The sequence below is a fragment of the Kitasatospora sp. NPDC094019 genome (assembly GCF_044764505.1).
Classification (GTDB): domain Bacteria; phylum Actinomycetota; class Actinomycetes; order Streptomycetales; family Streptomycetaceae; genus Kitasatospora.
This window is the reverse complement of the sequence record NZ_JBIWIF010000003.1, coordinates 1-15126: the sequence shown is the minus strand read 5'-3', so window position 1 is coordinate 15126 and position 15126 is coordinate 1. Positions and strand designations below refer to the sequence as shown.

The following is a 15126-nucleotide window of genomic DNA, read 5'->3' as shown; positions in this document are numbered from 1 at the left end:
TGCCCGCCCCCGCCGCCGAGCGGCCCCGTCCCCGGCACGGCCGGAAACCGTGCCACCACGCGCGCACACCCGAGAGATCTCGATGCCCGAATTGACCGTCAACCGTCGTTCCCTCCTGCTCGCCGGCCTCGGCGCCGCCGGCGCCGGCCTGCTCGCCGCCTGTTCCGACAAGCCCGCGCCGCCGCCGCTCGTCGACCCCTCCGGAACCTCCGTCGCCCGGGCCGAGTCCGCCCGGCGCGGCACCGGCCGGGAGCGGCCCGTCACCGTCACCGCGACGGCCGACACCGTCGACCTGGGCGGCGGGACCACCGCCCGGACCTGGACCTTCGGCGCTCTGCCGGGCGCCCCGGTCCGCACCACGGCCGGGGACACCCTGGTCGCCACCCTCAACAACCACCTGCCCGACCCGACCTCCCTCCACTGGCACGGCCTGGCGCTGCGCAACGACATGGACGGCGTGCCCGCGGTCACCATGCGGCCGGTCGCTCCGGGCGGCAGCTTCACCTATCGCTTCGTCACCGACCGGCCGGGCACCTACTGGTTCCATCCGCACGTCGGGGTCCAGCTCGACCGGGGCCTGTACGCGCCGCTGATCGTCGAGGACCCGCGAGAGCCGCTCGGGTACGACGAGGAGTGGGTGGTGGTGCTGGACGACTGGCTCGACGGCGTCACCGGTACGCCCGACCAGGCGTTCGCCGAGCTCCGCCGGGGGATGGGCGGCGGTGGCTCCGGCGGTCACGACATGAGCGGGATGTCCGGCCACGCCATGGGCGGCGGAGCCGGGCCCGGCGGCACCGGCGCCGGCTCCGGCTCCGGCTCCGGCTCCGGCTCCGGCAAGGGCAATGGCCCCAACAACGGAGACAAGGACGGCGGCGGTGCCGGGTCCTTCATGCTCATGGGTGCCACCAGCCCGCTGCTCGGCGGCGATGCCGGGGACGTCCGCCACCCGCACCACCTGGTGAACGGCCGGATCGCCGCCGACCCCGAGGTGCGCCGTTCGGAGCCGGGCCGCCGGGTGCGGCTGCGGATCGTCAACGCCGGTGCCGACACCGCCTACCGCCTCGCCCTGGGCGGCCACCGGCTGACCGTGACCCACACCGACGGCTACCCCGTCCGCCACGAGGAGGTGGACGCCCTGCTGATCGGGATGGGCGAGCGATACGACGTCCTGGTCACCCTCCGGGACGGCGTCTTCCCGCTGACCGCGCTCGCGGAGGGGAAGGACGCCGTCGGGCGGGCCCTGGTCCGCACCGGCGCGGGCGAGGCGCCGGCCGCCGGGTTCCGCCCCGCCGAGCTGAACGGCCGGATCCTCGCCGCCGGCGACCTGCGGGCGGCGGACGAGGTCGGGCTGCCGAGGCGGACGGCCGACCGGACCCATCGGATCGAACTGACGGGAGGAATGGCCAGGTACGACTGGGCGCTGAACGGGCGCGCCTTCGACATGGCCGACCCGGCCGCGCGCCCGTTCCTCGTCGGCAGCGGCGAGCGGGTGCGGCTGGAGTTCGTCAACCGGACCGACATGTGGCACCCCATGCACCTGCACGGCCACACCTTCCAGGTGGGTGACGGCGGTCCGCGCAAGGACACCGTGATCGTGCTGCCCGGGCGGACGGTGGTCTGCGACTTCGAGGCGGACAACCCGGGCCGGTGGATGGCGCACTGCCACAACGCCTACCACGGCGAGGCCGGGATGACGGGGCTGCTCGCCTACCGGGGCTGACCCGGGTCCGGCGCCCGGGTCGGCCCCGGATCCCGGACCCCCGGGGGCGGGCGGAGCGCCCGCCCCCGGGGAAGCGCCCGCCGGGGTCAGTCCCGCCGCACCACGATCGTGCACAGGCGCTTGGTGGCCCGGGTGAGCGCGACGTACAGGTCACGGTCGCCGCCGCGCCGGGCCGAGGCGATGGCGTCCGGATCGAGCACGACGGCGGTGTCGAACTCCAGGCCGCGCGCCTCGGCGGCCGGGACCAGCCGGGCGAATTGGTCCGCGCCCGCCGCGACGAGCGCGTCCACCGAACCGTCCGGGCAGACCACGCCGATGAGTTCGCCGGGGTGGGCGGCCGACTGTTCGCGCAGTTCGGCGAGCAGGGTGTCCATCAGCCCGGCGCGCGAGGTGTCGCGGCTGCGCGGCGCCTCGCCGTGCCGGATCGAGCCGATCGGGGCCTGGTCCGGCGCGATCCGGGCCAGCAGCTCGCGGGTGGTGGCGAGGATCTCCTCGGTGGTCCGGTAGCTGACGGTCAGTGTGCGCAGGTCGAAGCGGCCTCCGAGGTGGGGGTCCAGCGCCTCGTGCCAGCCGCGCGCCGTGGTGGCGGGGCCGGCCTGGGCGAAGTCGCCGACCAGGGTCATCGACCGGGCCGGGCACCGCCGCAGCACCGTGCGCCACTGGAGCGCGGTGAACTCCTGCGCCTCGTCCACCACCACATGGCCGAACGTCCGCGCAGGCGGGCCGTCCAGCAGCGCGGCCGCCTCGTCCAGCAGCGACAGGTCCGCGTCGGTCCACGGTGTGCCCGGGGTCCGCAGCAGGACGAGGTGCTCCTCGGTGGTGAACCCCGGCAGCCGCGCGGCCAGCGTCCCGAGGTCCCCGAGCAGGGCGTCCACGACCGTGCCGGGCGTGAGGCGCGGCCACAACTCCTCGACCGTGCGCTCGACCAGGGTGTCGTCGTTCAGGGCGGCCCGCATCGCGTCCGCGTCGAACTCCACCCCGCCGTCGCCCGGTTCGGCCTCGATGCCGAGGTTGCGCAGGTCCGCCCCGGTGGCCCGGTCGAGGTCGAGGCCGGTCAGCTCGGCGACCTCGGCGTCGATCCGCTCCAGCGTCTCGGCGGCCTCGCGGGCCAGCTCCCTGGTCACCGCGTCGACCAGCATCTCCTTGAACAGCCCGCGGGCCCGGTGGTGCGGGAGACCGCCCACCAGGGCGGCGTCACGAGTCCGGGCGACCTCCGCCTCGCCCAGACGGACGTCGTCCTGCCCGACCCGTACGGCGAACTCCCCGCCGGGCGCCTGTCGTTCGCGCACCGTCGCCGCCAGGGCGTCGACGAAGGCCAGGTCCCCCTTGAGCCTGGCCGCCTCCGGCCGCTCGACGGCGGCACCGGATGCGGCACCGGATGCGGTTGCGGGGGCGGGACCGGTCCCGGTTCCGTACGGCCCGTCGGTCCGGTCCGGCTCGTGTCCGACGCCCGCCCCGTTCTCCCCGCCGAGCGTGGTCAGTTCGGCGCAGGTCGCGAGGACGACGTCGTTCTCGCCGAGCGACGGCAGCACGTGCGAAATGTATTCCAGGAAACGGGCGTTGGGCCCCAGCACCAGTACGCCCCGCTCGGCGGCCTTCGGGAAGGCGTAGAGCACGTAGGCGGCGCGGTGCAGCGCGACCACCGTCTTCCCGGTGCCGGGACCGCCCTGGACCACGGTGACGCCGCGGTGCTGGGAGCGGACGATCGCGTCCTGCTCGGTCTGGAGGGTGGCCACCGCGGTGCCCATCCGGCCGGTGCGGCGGGCCTGGAGCGCGGCCGTGAGCGGGCCGTCGCCGACGACGTCCTCGGTGGTGGGCTCGGAGCCGTCGAGCAGTTCGTCGCTCACTCCGACCACGGTGCGTTCCGTCAGCCGCAGGTGGCGGCGCCGGCGCAGGCCCATCGGGTGCAGGGGTGTCGCCTCGTAGAACGCGCGGGCGGCGTCGGCCCGCCAGTCGACCAGGGCGGGCAGCTCGTCCTCGTCACGCCGGAGGCTCAGCCGGCCGATCCGCAGCGCGGTGCCGTCCACCAGGTCGATCCGGCCGAACACCAGGCCGCCCTCGGCCCCTTCGAGACGCCGCACCTCCCGGGCGAGCCGCTCGGCGGCCAGGTCCCTCTCGTACGTCTCGGCGGCGCCGTCCGCCTGTTCGGCGAGTGTCCCGACGAGCCGTGCCCGGGTGTCGGCGAGCCGCTCGTCGAACAGTGCGACGACGGCGGCCACCTCCGCCTGCTCCAACTCGACCTGCTGTACCACGTTGTCCTCGACCTGCGGCAAGGCAGCGCTCCTCTCGGGTTCGGCCTGTCACTATGCGAGGACGCGCGGGGAATGTAAATGTTGACGTTCCGGCCCGAACTGTGTCCACGGAGCGCCGACGGGCCACCGGTCGGACGTGGCGTCACCTCCCCGGGGCGGGCCGGGCTTCCCGTCGGTACGGGCGGACCATCCGGACCGGACACCGCATCGGAGGACGAAGCGGACGTCGGGCCGGTTCTCGGCCCGACGTCCGGTCGGAACGCGACGGAACGCGTCAGCACGTGTTGGGACGCGTCGGAAGGCGTCGGAACGTGCAGGGGGTGTTCGCGGGATGCTGCGGCTCAGGACTCCTTGACCACCACGGTCTTCGCCGCCTTGTCGTGCAGCGCCTGCTCGAGCGGCTTGTCCCACAGCGGCCACAGGACGTTGACGAGCGCGAAGAGGGAGCCGATGCAGTACACCGCGTTGGGCAGCGTGTACACGGCCGCGCGGATCAGCAGCGAGTTCTCGGCGGGCTTCCCGCCGTGCCCGAGGTCCACCACCCGCAGCTTCATCACCTTCTTGCCGACCGTCTGGCCGCCCTGGGTGAGCAGCATCGCCGCCTCGTAGCCGAAGGAGAGCAGGCCCGCCACGAGGTAGTAGAGGATCGAGGCGCCGAGGACGGTGAAGACCAGCAGGGTCGGGATGATCAGCACGGCGACGTCGATCAGCCGGGCGACCAGCCGCTCCCCGATCGGCGCGAGCCGACGGGAGCCGGGCACCGGGGCGCCGCCGTACCCACCGGGCTGGCCGAGCCAGTGCGGCAGGCCGGCGGTCTGCGGCTGCTGGCCGTACGGCTGCTGCGGGGGAACGCCGTAACCGGGCTGCCCGTACGGGGCCTCCTGCTTGTACGCCTGCTGGTCGTGCGGCGCCTGCTGGCCGTAGGGCGGCTGCTGACCGGCCGGGGGTTGCTGGCCGTAGGGGTTCTGCTGTCCGTAGGGGTTGGACCCGTCGTACGGGTTCTCGTTCTGGCCGTACCCGGTGGGGCCGTTGGTGCTCATCCTGGCTGGTTCCCTGCCTCGGAGGTGGTGGTACGGCTGTTCTATCGATCATCCGACCGGCGCGGGAAGACGGACGGGCAAGTCGTTACCGATCAGGGGTGGGCTTGTCGCCGAGCCGGGTACGGAGGAGTCCTGTTATGTTCGGAATGCCGGAATCAGCCTGCGCCGCCCGACCGGGCGGCTCGACCAGGGAGGCAGGAATGACCGGTGTACCCGAACCCATCAGCGACGCCGGCCGTGCCGCGCTGGAGCGGGACCTCGCCGAGCTGCGCACGGAGCGCGACGCCGTCGCCGCCACGCTGCGGGGTGGCGAGGAGGTCGGCGATCGGGCCGACCAGGCCGATGAACTGCAACGGGCCGACGTCCTCGACCGGTTGGACGACAGGATCATCCTGATCGAGGGCCGCCTGCGCGAGGCCGCGGTCGCGGGCGCGCCGAGCACCGGGACGGTCGGCGTCGGCAGCACGGTGACCCTGCGCTTCGGGGACGCCACCGAGTTGACCGTCCGGATCGGTGAACTCGCCGAGGAGCTGGATCCGGAGCTGGTGACCGCCGACAGTCCGCTCGGCCACGTCCTGCTCGGCCGCGCGGTGGGCGAGACCGTCGAGTACGAGGCTCCCGGGGGCCGGACGAGCGCCGAGGTCCTGTCGATCGGCGGCGACGCCGGAGTGTGACGGCGGCTCGTGCCGCGACAGCGGGTGGACGGTCGCCGTGTCCTCCGCTCCGGCGGGCGTACGGTCGGGGTGCGGTCCGGGGTGGACGGCGCGGCCCGCGCCGGAGCCGTCCGCCCGGGCGCCCGGTGTGCGCCCCGCCGCGCCGCTGGACGGGGCCGGGTGCGCATGCTGACATGGACGCGTCAAGCCCGTCGGTGGCCCGCACGAGGGGGTGCGCGGCCCGGAGCCGACGGGCGAGAGGGAGGAAGCGCCCATGTCCCTTCGCACCCTGGCCGCCGGCAGCGCCGCCGCGGCACTGCTCGGCACAGCCCTCGTCGGCACGGTCGGCACCGCCGGCACGGCCTTCGCCACCGGGTGGGACACCCCGCCGCCGGACAAGATCGTCATCTCCGTCGCCACCGTGAACGGTTCCGGCTGCCCGGCCGGTACGGCGGCGGTCGCGGTGTCCCCGGACAACACCGCGTTCACCGTCACCTACAGCAGCTACGTCGCCCAGGTCGGCCTCGGCTCCAAGCCGACGGACTTCCGCAAGAACTGTCAGCTCAACCTGAACGTCCATGTCCCGCAGGGCTTCACGTACGCCGTCGCGGCCGCCGACTACCGGGGCTTCGCCCACCTGGAGAAGGGCGCGACCGCCGTTCAGCGCGCCAACTACTACTTCCAGGGCTCGCCGCAGACCGCCTACTCCAGCCACAGCTTCAGCGGCGCGCTCGACGACAGCTGGCAGGCGACCGACACCGTCGCGGTCGAGGCCCTGGTCTGGGCCCCGTGCGGAGAACTGCGCAACTTCAACATCAACACCGAGCTGCGAGTGGCCGCCGGCAGCTCGGACCCGACCAAAACGACCAGCTTCATGACGATGGACTCCACCGACGGCAGCATCAACACCGTCTACCACTTCGCCTGGAAGCGCTGCCCGCAGGGCTGACCGGGCAGTCGCCGTCGCCCCGGCCGGGCACTCCGGCCGGGGCGACGGTCGTCCAAGAGGTCCCGGGGACGGGCGTCCGGGCGGTTCCGGGGACGGGCGGCGGGGGCTGCCCCGGCCCGGTCCGGGGGCGGGTCAGGCCGGTTCGGGTGAGCCGAGGCGGGTGTCGCCGGCCGGATCGGCGGGAACGCCGGCGGGGCGCGCGGTGGTGTGCGACGGGGTGTGCGACGTCGTGTGGGCGGCGAGGGCGTGCAATCGGTGCTCGGAGACGCTGCCCGGTTCAGCGGTCCAGACCACGATGTGCTGGTCCGGCGCCGTGGCGCTGGTCAGGGTGTCCCAGTCCAGGGTGAGGTCACCGACCGCGGGGTGCCGGAACCGCTTGCTCCCGGTGGCGTGGGCGGCGACCTCGCACGCCTGCCACCAGCGCTGGAAGTCGACGTGGTCGGCCATCCGCGCGAGCAGGCGGTGCAGGCGGGCGTCGTCCGGGCGGCGGGCCGTGTGCATCCGCAGATGGGCCACGCAGGCCCGGGCGCCGTCCGCCCAGTCGCGGTAGCGCGACCGCAGCACGGGGTCGTTGAAGAGCAGCCAGACGTAGTTGCGGTCCTGGGCGGGGTGGCGGCCGAAGTCGGTGAACAGCGCGGCGGCCGGCGGGTTCCAGGCGAGCACGTCCATCGTGCGGGTGAGGACGAGGGCGGGGCCGGTGCCGAGTTGGGCGAGCAGTCGGCGGTTGTGCTCGGTGACCTCCGCCGTGGCGCGGGCCGGCGGTTCGGCCGGGGGCCGTCCGGCGAGGCCGAGCAGGTAGGCCCGTTGGTCGGGGGAGAGGCGCAGGGCCCGGGCGAGCGCCTCCAGTACGGGAGTGGAGGCGGGCATCCGGCCCTGCTCGATCCGGGTGTAGTAGTCGGTGCTGATCGAGGCCAGCCGCGCCACCTCCGCGCGGCGCAGGCCCGCGACCCGGCGCGGTGCGCCGTCGGACGGCAGCCCCACCTGGCGCGGGGTCAGCTCGGCCCGTCGGGTGCGGAGGAAGGCACCGAGTTCCTTCGGGCGGCCGCCTGAGGTGCTCATGCCCTCAGTGTGGCAGCGGCGGCCGGTGGTGGGGGAGGGATCGGCAGCGAGAAGCGTGCCCGCGCACCGCTCCCGGCGGCAAGTCCGGTGGGAGGGAGAGTTTTCTCCCCCGCTGAAAACCGCGCGTGACGGAAGTGTCCCCTTTTCGGAGGCCGTGCGGCGTGCGAGCGTCGTGGCGCGACCGACGCCGGGTGCGAACCGCGGCGGCGCGACGTCGCAGTTCCTTCGGCACGCCCCCTGGAGACCATGATCATGGAGTTCGCCAAGCCCGCGGCCACCGGCGCGGCCCCGGCCCAGTGGTTCACCGGGGAGGTGTGGTGGGACGCGGTCCACCCCGGCGGGGCACCGGGCCGGACGCGTGCCAACCTGGTCCGCTTCGCACCCGGGGCTCGCACCCACTGGCACGCCCACGCGCTGGGGCAGAGCCTGCACGTGGTCTCCGGGACGGCCCTGATCGGTACCCGCGACGGCGTGGTGATCGAGGCCCGACCGGGTGAGCTGGTGATCTGCCCGCCGGGGGAGGAGCACTGGCACGGCGCCGCGCCGGACCGCTCGATGGAACACCTCGCGACCTGGGAGGGTACCGAGGACGGCAGCCCCGAGACGACCTGGTTGGAGCCGGTCACCGAGGAGCAGTACGCCCTCGCCCGCAGCACCAGCGCCTGACCCGGCGGGCCCTGCCCCGGAGTTGCCGCCGCTGCCCCGGCCTCTGCCGCTGCCCCCGCGTCCGTGCTGTCCGCCGGACCGGCTCAGCCCGCGAGCTGACCCGGCCGGCCCGGGACCCAGAGCGGCACCGGGGCGGTGGGCGCCATGTGCCGGGCGGCGTGCTCGTCGAGGAAGACCAGGGCCCGGTCCCGGTCGCCGTCGCTGAGCTCCGCCAGCGCGGCGGCCGCCGAGCGGGCGCAGGCCAGGACGAGCGCCAGCATGTCCTGGCGCCGGCTGTGCTCGCGGACATGGGCCCGGGCGCGTTCGAGGATGCAGGCGCCGTGCGTCTCCCGCTCGGCGGCCCCGACCGGGTCGGTGCCCGCCATGGCCATCCGCACCCCGTACCAGACCAGGACGAGCGCGTCCGGCTCGGCCGGGTGCGAGACCTCCCCGAGCTCCGCCCACTCCCTGGCCCCGGCCGACTCCCGGCCCAGCCGGTCCAGCGCCGCCGGACCGTCCCCGTGCTCACTCCGGAGCACCAGGTCGGCGGCCCGCACCACCACCGCCCGCAGCACCGACTCCGCCGGCACCCGCAGCCCCGGCGCGCCCGGGTCGGCGAAGGCCAGCCAGGCGTCCGCGAACGAGGCCGCACGCAGCTGCCCCAGCCACGGCGGAGCCCCCTCCGCGAGGCCGAGCCGCTCCTCCACGGCCAGCCGGATCAGCCCCCCGGCCACCAGATCGGCGGCCCCCTCGTCCGGCCCGAGCCCGAACAGTGCGTTCCTCATGGAACACCCCCCGTCCAACGGTCATCACCTTGTGTGCGCACATCCCACCACATTGAGACGGGAACGAACTTGGCCGCGCCTGTGATGAGACGCACGCCACGCTGCCCGACGGCGGGGCCGGGCGCCCCCGTCATCCCGCTGACCTGGGCGTTCGCGTCGAGGGATCGAGCGTGGCGGACATCGGCCCGGGCCGAAAACATTGACGCGCACCTGCGGACCGATCTTGGAGGCCCCCCGGGGTCCCCGGAGACCCGCGCAGGCGCCCGAGGACCACGCCGTCAGCCCGAGACCGGATCCTCCGCGACCGTGCCCCCGGTGATCGCGCCCCCGGTGATCGTGCGCCCGTCGGGCGGATCCTCGCCCGGTCCGAACGGCGCAGCGGACAGCTCGTCGTCGTACTCGTCGTCGTAATGGACCACGCAGCGCCCGAACGTCTCCCGATATCGCGCCAACTCCTCGCGCAGGGCCGCCGCCGAGCCCGGGGCACGGCGCTCCAGGGCGGGCCAGCCGGTGAACCGGATTTCGGCGGGGAGGACGACCAGGCCGGTGACGGCGTCCCGGAAGGCGTTCCGGTTCCCCCCGTAGAACGAGGGGAATCCGAGCGCCCGCCGCAAGGTGGCGTGGAGGCCCCGATCGTCGAGGACTGCGCCGACGTCGATCAGCACCCGCCGGTCCGGGTCCGGATCCGGGTCCTCGGGGACGCCCCAGAAGGTGGGAAGCCACCAGCACAGAACGGACCGGTCCTCCGGCCACGGGCGGGCGGAGCCGTCCTCGCGCCACTCCTCGAAGACGTCCCCGACGGGGTCGATCGGACGCCACTCGGGGGCCCGGGGTTCGTCCGCCGCCGGCGGGCGGACGTAGAAGCGCCCGCGCTGGTCGCAGGCGCCGTACTCGCGGAAGTTCCGCTGCGCCTCGACGAGCGGGACACGGTTGGCACCCGGGGCGAACGGCCGGCGGAGCTGCGCCGCGTCGTCCTCCCATGAGCAGACCGGGCAGACGACGGAGGAGCCGGGCCAGCCCTCCTCGGCGTCGAAGGTGAGATGGCCGCAGCAGGGGCACGGGCGACGGGTGTCCACCGGGTCAGTCTCGGCCCACCGCTCCACCGGGGGCGAGCGGGTTTCGCCGCCCGGCCGCCCCGGCGCGCGGCCGGGTTCGGGGCCGGGTTCGGGGCCCGACCGGTCAGCCGCCGCCCATGCCGCCCTGGGCCGCGACCATGGTCAGGTTCAGCCCGGACACCGCGCGGGCCAGTCCGGGCGCGTCGGCGGCGAGGCGGTCGGTGAGGGCGGTGACGCGGTCGGCGTGCGCCTTCCGGTCGTGGCGGGAGAGCACCAGGCGCAGGTGCCCGTGGGCGGCCAGGGCGGCGAGCACCGCGTCGGGGAACGGCGCCTCGGCGGGCGGAGTACCGCCGCGGACCAGCTCCGCCACCCGCACCTGGAGGTCCAGGGCCTCGCGCGGGTCGTCCATCGCCACCGGCCGCCGCGGCACGACCCGGCCGTGGGGGTCGCGGTCCGCGACGGTCAGCACGCCGAGTACCGCGAGTCGCTCCTCGACGGCTTCGAGGGTGTCCTCGCGGTCGCGCCGGATCCACGCCTTCCAACTGCGTGACGCGCGGCCCACGTCGGCGAGCAGCGCGTCGAGGACGCCGTCCCCGGTGGGGTCGGCGGCGGCGGCCCGGACGTGCCCCGCGCCGTCCTCGGCGACCGCGCCCCGGTGGGCGAGCTCGGCCAGGGCGGCGGCACGGACCAGGAAGCCGGCCCGGGTGCGGTCCTGCAAGGACTGGGCCCGGGTGTCGAAGGCGAGCAGATAGCTGGAGAGATGCAGGGCTCGGCTCATGCTGTCGACGATACGGGCGGCGGTCGCCGCGATTCGTCACCCCGCGGTCTGAACCGCCCTCCACCTGCGGGACCACCCGCGGACCGCCTCCGGATCCACCTGCGGGACCACGCGCGAACCGTTCACGGGACCACGCGCGGAGCGGTCGTGGCCGATTCCGGGCAGGTGAATACCGGGCAAGAGCGGGGAATTACCGCATTCCCGGGAACGGGCGGCCGATTCGCCGCGTGAATCGGGACAACTGTCGGTGGGGGAAGGGAATCCGGGAGTTCCAGGGGAGCTCGCGCGTTGGAAAAGCAGCTGCGGTCCCTTTCACCCGACCCTACCCCGGTAGCCGAAGGCAGAGAAAGAGATGCCATGGATGATTTCGACGGTGAAACCTCCACCCGCAACCCCGTCTTCTGCGCCCTCGTCAATGCCACCCTCGACCTGGACCGTGACGACCTCGGGCACCCCGCCCACCCCGGTCTGTGGGAGCGGCTGACGGGCGACCGGCGGCCGGTGGACCAGCGCGGACTCCACTGCCCCGACTGCCGGTCCGCCCACGGCGCCCGGGCCTGGATGTACGTCTTCGAGCGGCAGGGCCTCCGGATTGCCGCACACCACAATCCGCACCGCCGTCAGGCCGGCGGGAGCGACGTGCGCGAGGCGTACCGGGAGCGGTACGTCCGCGCGGCGGAGAGCGCCGGCCACACCGCCGAGGTGGGGGTGACCGACGGGAACGGCAGGCAGCGCACCGATGTGCTCGTCACCGGCGCGGGCGGACAACGGTACGGGTTCGAACCACAGTTGTCGTACCTCTCCGCCGACACCGCCCGCAGCCGTGACGCCGCCGCCCGGGCCGACGGCGTCACGCCGGTCTGGCACACGGTGGATCCGAGGTCGCCGCTGATCGACGCGGTCCACTGGACCAGGGCGGACGACCTGCCCGCGGCCGCCGTCCGCGCCGAACGCGACCTGCTGGTCCGGGGCGGCGTGCGGGCCCTCACGCTGGAGCTCTGCGACCGTATGCCGACGCCGTGTCCCACCCGCAGCCAGGGCAGTTGCGGTCGCCGTCACGCGCGCTGGGGGCCCAGGCCCCGGCAGTTCGACGACCTCGTCCGCGACATCGCCGCCGGGAGCTGCGTCCCCCTCACCGTGCGGGCGGGTCGGGGTGTGCACCGCTTCTGGTCCTCGGCCGAGGACCGCGACGTCTATCTCGACAGCGGCGGCACCCTCGCACCCGCCGACGAGGCGGACACCGGCGCGGCCGACCGCACGGCCGACCGCGCGGCCGGCCCCACCGCCGGTCGTGTGTCGGCGTTCCACCGCTCCGCCGTGTCCGGTCCGCGCCCGTACTCCCACCGGGATGCCCGCTGCGCCGTCGCCCGGGCGGACCGGGCCGAACGGTGGCACCGGAGGTTCGCCGCCCTGCCGGCCCGCGACAGCGGCGAGGCGATCTGGCTTCCCGAACCGGCGGCGGCGCCCGCGCCGATCGTGCGCCCGGAGATCGTCCCGGTCCGGCGCGGCGTCTGCTCGGCGGGCCGAGGCCCGTCCTGCGGCCGGCGTGCCCGGCTCTACCCCGGGGGGTGGTTCTGCGACGGACACCGCCCCGGCGCGGCCCGCGTCTGAACCGCCCGCCGAGCTGCGGCGACGGTCCGCGCACCGGCCGGCGGCGCATCTGACGACATCAATGTAGACCAACGGTCGGAAGCGTGGATATGGTGAGCCTCGGCTTACCGTCCCGGCTGCGGGGCGTCGCACGCTCTCGACGATGGGGACACGGTTTGTACGACGGACGGAAGGGGTCGTCGAGTCCGTTCGAGCAGACCGTCTACCTCCTCTCGGAGGCCGGCCGGGCCGTCGACCGGCTGCTCGCGGAGCGGCTGGAGCACCGTGGGCTGACCCCGGCCCACCAGGCGCTGCTGTCGACCCTGACCACCCTGGGGCCGCACGGCCGACGGGATCTCGTGGAACGGGTCGCGATGCCCGGGGCGGGCGTGGACCGGGCACTGGACGATCTGCTCTCCCGGGGCCTGCTGCAGTCGACGGTGGTCCACATCGGGGGGCGTCAGGAGCTGCTGGCGATCACCGACCCGGGCCGGGCCGCGCTGGACCTGCTGCACTCCGATGCCTCCGCCGCGCAGGACGGCCTACTGGCCTCGCTGACGCGGGGCCAGCGCGTGGAACTCAACTCGCTGCTCCGGCGCGTCTGCGCGGCCGCCGCCCGAGGGGCGGGCGGGGCGGGCCCGCTTGCGGCCGAGGCCGGTCGCTGACGGGCTCGACCGGCCCCGGTTCGCCGCTGCCCCCCCGGGGGCCCAGATCTTCGAATGCCCTGGTCAAGGCGGTGATGGTCGGTTCGTATTCGACTTCTCCCGGGGTATAACGGCTTGGTTCCAGTAGAACCATCAGTTAATAAAAAGTAAGGGAAGGCTCACCTTCCTAAGGTTAGCCTTCCCTTATGAACAGCCTGATGCTGGCCGCGGACACGGCCGGATACACCATGCCCCAGACCTGGCGGCTCCTGACCAAGACCGGTTACTTCCTCGGCCTCAGCGGCGCCATCGGCGCCACCGTCGGCTACGCCGCCGCGGTGCGACCCGCGCTCAGGAGCGCCGAACACAACGGAGCCGGTCCCGACGCCGCGGTGCTGAGATCCAGATCGGCGGCCTGCGTCGCCTGGGCCGGCGTGGTGCTGCTGGTCGCCGGTTACTTCCAGCTCGCCGCCCGCGTCGCCCGCTCCGGCAAGGGGATGCCCTTCGGTGACGCGCTGGCACCCGACCGGATCTGGACCTTCCTCCGCGCCCCCGCCGCCAAGGGCACCTGGATCGCCCAGGGCACCGTCTACCTGGTGCAGAACATCGTCCTCGTCGCCACCGCGGCCGTGATGATCGCCCTGTTCGTCCCGGCCGTCCGCCGGTACACCGATCGCGTCGTCCTCGCCGCGCTGCCGGCGGCGCTCGCCGTCACCCTGGTCGGCGCCGTCCCCACGACGACCCCGACCACCTTCGACCGCTGGCTCGACCTCGTCCTCGACCAGGTCCACATCGTCTCCGGCACCGTCTGGCTCGGCGGACTGGCGCTGCTGGTCGCCCTGACCGGCACCCGCGGCCGTCTCGGCGACGGCGCCGGCCTGCTCTGGGCCCACCTGTGGCAGCGCTTCGGCCTCGTCGCGATGGTCTGCGTAGGCGCCATCACCCTCTCCGGCCTGTGGCTGAGCTGGAAGCACGTCGGCAGCATCCCGCAGCTGTGGACCACCGGATACGGCATCGCGCTGCTGGTCAAGGTCGTGCTCGTGGTCGGACTGGTGACCGCCGGCGGCTTCAACCAGTTCTGGCTGATGCCCCGGATCACCCGCGCCCGCCTCGCCGACGACGCCGCCACGCTGCGCGAGCTGACCCTCGGTCACTTCCCCAAGGTGGTGTGGGGCGAGGTCGCGCTCGGCCTCGCCGTCCTGGTGGTGCTGCCCTTCATCGCCGGCTCCGCCCGTACCGAGGCCGGCAGCCCCAAGGCGGTCTTCTCCGGCAGCATCCTCGCCGCCGGCGCGGCCCTCGTGGTCGGGCTCGCGGTGTCCCTCTACGCGACGGCGAAGGTCTCCGACCTGCTGGCCCGCCGCCCGGCCCCCGCCGCCGCGGTCTGACGCCCCGACCACGGCCGTCGAAGCCGTTCTGCAGGACCCGTGCCCCCGGCCCGGCCACCTCGACGAGGTGGCCGGGCCGGGGGTTCCGTGTTCTCCGGACGCCTCGGAACCCGGGGTGTGCCACGGCTGTGGTGGGGCGCCGAGGGGGCCCGGCGCGGATGGCCGGGCGGAGACGGGCCGCGCCGGGCCTTTGTCGGGCGGGGGCGGAGGGGCGGACGACAGGGAGAGGTCGGACTCCGCAGTCGTGGTCGGTGGTGCCCGTTCGCGTCCGTTCGCTGTGTGTCCGGCCCACCGGACCTGACCCGACCGGACCGGCCCCGCTACCGGTCCGGTCGGGGAACGCGGACGCCCCGGCCGGGGGTTCCGGTCGGGGCGTTGCGTGGTGGTGCGGGTGCGCCGGGTGGCGCGGGCCGGTGGTGTCAGGCGGTGGGGCGGGCCCCGGTGTCGCCGGTGCCGCCGGTGCCGCTGGTGGTGCCGGTGGTGGTGCCGGGGGTGGTGGGTTTGGCGGGGCCGCCGAGGAGGCCGAAGAAGTGGGCGAGGGTGGGTGCGAGGTAGGCGAGCCAGACCACGA

Annotated in this window: 13 protein-coding genes; 7 read left to right on the top strand and 6 right to left on the bottom strand. The window is 74.6% G+C overall.

What is annotated here, in order from left to right:
- Nucleotides 1-82: 82 nt before the first annotated feature.
- Nucleotides 83-1720, top strand: coding sequence for a multicopper oxidase family protein (locus ACIQ9P_RS08020; protein ID WP_402351545.1), 1638 nt, complete (start codon nucleotides 83-85; stop codon nucleotides 1718-1720).
- Nucleotides 1721-1806: 86 nt separating this feature from the next.
- Here ACIQ9P_RS08020 and ACIQ9P_RS08015 read toward each other — a convergent pair whose 3' ends face one another.
- Complete coding sequence (locus tag ACIQ9P_RS08015) at nucleotides 1807-3993, bottom strand: HelD family protein (RefSeq protein ID WP_402351542.1); 2187 nt, start codon at nucleotides 3991-3993, stop codon at nucleotides 1807-1809.
- Between the two features lie 320 nt (nucleotides 3994-4313).
- Nucleotides 4314-5012 carry an RDD family protein gene (locus ACIQ9P_RS08010; protein ID WP_402351539.1) on the bottom strand — a complete coding sequence of 233 codons (699 nt, stop codon included), beginning with the start codon at nucleotides 5010-5012 and terminating at the stop codon, nucleotides 4314-4316.
- Between the two features lie 200 nt (nucleotides 5013-5212).
- Here ACIQ9P_RS08010 and ACIQ9P_RS08005 point away from each other — a divergent pair, with 200 nt between their 5' ends.
- Both ACIQ9P_RS08005 and ACIQ9P_RS08000 read left to right on the top strand, forming a co-directional pair.
- Entirely contained in the window at nucleotides 5213-5686 is a 474-nt protein-coding gene (locus ACIQ9P_RS08005; RefSeq protein WP_402351537.1) for a GreA/GreB family elongation factor, read from the top strand.
- A gap of 253 nt (nucleotides 5687-5939) precedes the next feature.
- Nucleotides 5940-6614 carry a DUF4360 domain-containing protein gene (locus ACIQ9P_RS08000; RefSeq protein WP_402351534.1) on the top strand — a complete coding sequence of 225 codons (675 nt, stop codon included), beginning with the start codon at nucleotides 5940-5942 and terminating at the stop codon, nucleotides 6612-6614.
- Between the two features lie 132 nt (nucleotides 6615-6746).
- On the opposite strand, the gene ACIQ9P_RS07995 is transcribed toward ACIQ9P_RS08000, so the two are convergent.
- Nucleotides 6747-7673, bottom strand: coding sequence for a helix-turn-helix domain-containing protein (locus tag ACIQ9P_RS07995; protein ID WP_402351532.1), 927 nt, complete (start codon nucleotides 7671-7673; stop codon nucleotides 6747-6749).
- A 252-nt stretch (nucleotides 7674-7925) separates the two neighbouring features.
- On the opposite strand from ACIQ9P_RS07995, the gene ACIQ9P_RS07990 reads away from it, so the two are divergent.
- Entirely contained in the window at nucleotides 7926-8339 is a 414-nt protein-coding gene (locus ACIQ9P_RS07990; RefSeq protein ID WP_402351529.1) for a cupin domain-containing protein, read from the top strand.
- 83 nt (nucleotides 8340-8422) lie between these two features.
- Here ACIQ9P_RS07990 and ACIQ9P_RS07985 read toward each other — a convergent pair whose 3' ends face one another.
- The 3 genes from ACIQ9P_RS07985 to ACIQ9P_RS07975 form a co-directional block, all read right to left on the bottom strand.
- Nucleotides 8423-9103 carry a hypothetical protein gene (locus ACIQ9P_RS07985; RefSeq protein WP_402351526.1) on the bottom strand — a complete coding sequence of 227 codons (681 nt, stop codon included), beginning with the start codon at nucleotides 9101-9103 and terminating at the stop codon, nucleotides 8423-8425.
- A 278-nt stretch (nucleotides 9104-9381) separates the two neighbouring features.
- A complete protein-coding gene (locus ACIQ9P_RS07980) occupies nucleotides 9382-10179 on the bottom strand; it encodes a CPCC family cysteine-rich protein (RefSeq protein WP_402351524.1) in 798 nt (265 codons plus the stop codon).
- Between the two features lie 103 nt (nucleotides 10180-10282).
- On the bottom strand, nucleotides 10283-10936 hold the full coding sequence (locus ACIQ9P_RS07975) for a GPP34 family phosphoprotein (protein ID WP_402351521.1): 654 nt from the start codon (nucleotides 10934-10936) through the stop codon (nucleotides 10283-10285).
- Nucleotides 10937-11293: 357 nt separating this feature from the next.
- Here ACIQ9P_RS07975 and ACIQ9P_RS07970 point away from each other — a divergent pair, with 357 nt between their 5' ends.
- The 3 genes from ACIQ9P_RS07970 to ACIQ9P_RS07960 all read left to right on the top strand — a co-directional run bounded on the left by ACIQ9P_RS07970 (nucleotide 11294) and on the right by ACIQ9P_RS07960 (nucleotide 14555).
- The gene (locus ACIQ9P_RS07970; RefSeq protein ID WP_402351518.1) at nucleotides 11294-12547 is read left to right on the top strand and encodes a hypothetical protein; all 1254 of its coding nucleotides are present in this window, start codon (nucleotides 11294-11296) and stop codon (nucleotides 12545-12547) included.
- A gap of 155 nt (nucleotides 12548-12702) precedes the next feature.
- Nucleotides 12703-13191: a MarR family winged helix-turn-helix transcriptional regulator gene (locus ACIQ9P_RS07965; RefSeq protein ID WP_402351515.1), complete on the top strand. Its 489-nt coding sequence runs from the start codon at nucleotides 12703-12705 to the stop codon at nucleotides 13189-13191.
- 185 nt (nucleotides 13192-13376) lie between these two features.
- Nucleotides 13377-14555, top strand: a complete 1179-nt coding sequence (locus tag ACIQ9P_RS07960) for a CopD family protein (protein WP_402351512.1) — start codon at nucleotides 13377-13379, stop codon at nucleotides 14553-14555.
- Nucleotides 14556-15126 lie beyond the last annotated feature (571 nt).